Source organism: Pseudoalteromonas sp. TB25, from assembly GCF_000497995.1.
Taxonomy (GTDB): Bacteria; Pseudomonadota; Gammaproteobacteria; order Enterobacterales; family Alteromonadaceae; genus Pseudoalteromonas; species Pseudoalteromonas distincta.
Genome location: NZ_AUTI01000204.1, coordinates 1 through 2574 on the forward strand (window position 1 = coordinate 1; position 2574 = coordinate 2574).

Genomic DNA, 2574 nt, shown 5'->3' on the forward strand with positions numbered 1-2574 from the left:
CGGCTTCTACAGCAGCAAATAATGAACCTGAAAACAGGGCAGCAACTAACGGAATGAGCGTAAACTTTTTACTCATACACAACTCCTTAATTTATTTACAACTTAAACAATGTATAAGCTGTCAGCTTTGGTTTTAACTTGCATACCTGTTACTAACTCAACATGAACATCATCTTTGTTCACTTCAGTTATTACTGCATTTACAAGTGCTTGGCCAAGTTTAACCTTAACCTTATTATTAACCTTGACCTCAGTTGCTGGCAAAGGTTCAATTTTTCCTGAACGCTTAGCCGGCGCTGCTTTAGCAGGTTTGTTAGCTGCAGGAGCGTTTTTATCGCCTGGTTTGCTAGCATGAGCTGGTTTTTTCTTGAAAGATTTAGAATCTGAATCTTGGCGAGGACGCTGTTGTTTTTTGCGTTTAGCCATTTTAGCGCGGCTTTCTTCCAATGCTTTTTGTGCATGGTCGATATGCTCTTGCTCAACTTTTTCACCTTGATTACCATCAAGATCAATACGAAACTCTGACTTGGTCACAGCTTCTAAATAACGCCAGTTAGACGTGTATTTTCTAAGCGCTTGACGAACTTGAGTCTTACTTACTTTTTCAGACCCTTCAATACGCTCAGCAATATCTTTAAAAATACCTACTTTAAGCGGCTTGATGCCATCTTTTTGTTTAAAACATTGTGGGAATTCTTGATATAAAAATTCCAACACTTCATTAATATCTTTTAGCTTGTTTGTGGTTTCCATTTTAGAACCTATTTTTCACATCTTTTCATCAAGGGACGAATCGACGTAGTGTGTTACCCAGTCGACCAACTCTTCGAAATCGGCTTCTNCAGCCATATCACCTCGAAGGTGTTCCCAAATACCATTAATTGTTTCATCAATAAATTCACATTCTGAATCATCTGGAAGACGATCCCATGCAATATGAATCAAATCATTGAGCGTTTCCGCTACATGTTCTTCTTCGCCTTCCCAGTCGCCAACATCTTGTACAGCAAATAGGTAGTCTTGAACATTTAGCAAATCTTTCATTACAAGCTCGCCTCTAAGCATTTTACTAATGCTTCTAGACCGGCTTTATCGTCAGCATCAAATCGACCAATACTCGGACTATCAATGTCTAGTACAGCAAATACTTTACCATGTTTCATGATAGGTACAACCACTTCAGAATTAGACGCTGCATCACAGGCTATGTGGCCGTCAAAAGCGTGAACATCTTCAATTAATTGTGTTTCTACGGTTGCCGCAGCAGTTCCGCATACACCTTTTCCTACTGGAATACGAATGCATGCAGGGTTACCTTGAAACGGACCAAGTACTAATTCAGTAGGAGAATCCATAAAGTAAAAGCCCGCCCAATTTACATCCTCTAAAGAGGTAAATAACAGCGCGCTTATGTTTGCCATATTGGCAATTACATTGGATTCACCAGCTATCAGCGATTCAGTTTGCTTAACTAATGACTGGTAAAAATCGTGCTTTTGCATACCAAACTACTTCTTATTAAACATACAGTAGCTAAAGGTACTCTTTGTCGTGAAAAATTGGAACCTTTTGGAGGTAAAAAAAAGGAAATCACACCGTTTATCAGTGCGCTTGGTTAATAATGCTGCGATTATTTTTTTGCCGTTTTACGAAGACCAAACAAAAACAGCCCAGCAGCGAATGCTGACATTACACTATTGATCAAAAATATCTCCCCTGTTGTGGCACTTAATAAGTAACTAAATATCGCTCCGCCTAGTAGTCCAAGAGTTAATACCCCTGAATAATTAACTTTAGAATACTTAAACATGAGTAAATACCCAGGCACAACAAAAGCAGCCATTGTTAAGCCTACTATGTGTGCATTTGATATAGCAGTCATTAATAAGGTAAGAAATATTGATACAAACTCGCCTTCAAGCGTAAGTGAGTAATAAACACCAAGTAAACTGCCTACAATAACAGGCGATAATAACGAAAGCCCTACGCTTTTTGCTAGCTGATGTTTCATTTAAAATCCTTAATACACAAATCTAAATTCTATGTATAAAGCATGCACCAAGATCTAAAGGTTAGAAACAGAGACTATGGTCGTAATTTATGATTAAAAATAAACCTTATTGCAGTATGAGCCTATTACTTTATTAATAGGCTCATAAGTTTGGGTCACACTTATCAAAATGCTTATAACTTAGCTATTTTATTTGATAACTCAAAATGGCTAGATGTTACTATTTCCTCAAGCACTGCCACCCTTTTGCTCAACATCGCTGTTTGTTCCTCTAATTTTGTTATCTTGTTATTATTTAGTCCTTTAAATTTTGCGTGCGCTGCCATTATTGTAGTTTTATAGGTGAAATAACGTTTAGTAATAGTAAGAATCAAAAAGGGTGAGCTAAATATAATTATTACAATAAATAATTCTAGCATGGTCGTTTCCCAATCAATTTAAGTTAGCTTGTTGCGTGTAAAGGCCATTTTTAGTGCATTGAAATAATTTTGATAATGTAACTTCGCGCTGCTTTCCTCGTCGAATTAGCATCTCAACATACACAATACTTAACACAATGGCTG

General features: G+C 37.2%; 5 protein-coding genes. All 5 read right to left on the bottom strand.

Annotation, left to right across the window (positions count from 1 at the left end; translation table 11 throughout):
• Nucleotides 1–102 precede the first annotated feature (102 nt).
• Nucleotides 103–753 carry an RNA chaperone ProQ gene (proQ, locus tag L652_RS0105100; protein ID WP_002961909.1) on the bottom strand — a complete coding sequence of 217 codons (651 nt, stop codon included), beginning with the start codon at nt 751–753 and terminating at the stop codon, nt 103–105.
• A gap of 15 nt (nt 754–768) precedes the next feature.
• A complete protein-coding gene (locus L652_RS0105105; protein ID WP_024603345.1) occupies nt 769–1044 on the bottom strand; it encodes a hypothetical protein in 276 nt (91 codons plus the stop codon).
• Nucleotides 1044–1502, bottom strand: a complete 459-nt coding sequence (locus tag L652_RS0105110) for a GAF domain-containing protein (protein ID WP_002961911.1) — start codon at nt 1500–1502, stop codon at nt 1044–1046. Before L652_RS0105110 ends, L652_RS0105105 begins: the two co-directional genes overlap by 1 nt.
• 128 nt (nt 1503–1630) lie before the next feature.
• Entirely contained in the window at nt 1631–2011 is a 381-nt protein-coding gene (locus L652_RS0105115) for a hypothetical protein (RefSeq protein ID WP_002961912.1), read from the bottom strand.
• A gap of 173 nt (nt 2012–2184) precedes the next feature.
• Nucleotides 2185–2430 carry a hypothetical protein gene (locus L652_RS0105120; RefSeq protein WP_024594562.1) on the bottom strand — a complete coding sequence of 82 codons (246 nt, stop codon included), beginning with the start codon at nt 2428–2430 and terminating at the stop codon, nt 2185–2187.
• Nucleotides 2431–2574 lie beyond the last annotated feature (144 nt).

Bases quoted from the DNA above. Each gene is read 5' to 3' on its own strand.
- L652_RS0105120 (WP_024594562.1), bottom strand. From the start codon at position 2,430: ATGCTAGAATTATTTATTGTAATAATTATATTTAGCTCACCCTTTTTG.
- L652_RS0105110 (WP_002961911.1), bottom strand. From the start codon at position 1,502: ATGCAAAAGCACGATTTTTACCAGTCATTAGTTAAGCAAACTGAATCG.
- proQ (WP_002961909.1), bottom strand. From the start codon at position 753: ATGGAAACCACAAACAAGCTAAAAGATATTAATGAAGTGTTGGAATTT.
- L652_RS0105115 (WP_002961912.1), bottom strand. From the start codon at position 2,011: ATGAAACATCAGCTAGCAAAAAGCGTAGGGCTTTCGTTATTATCGCCT.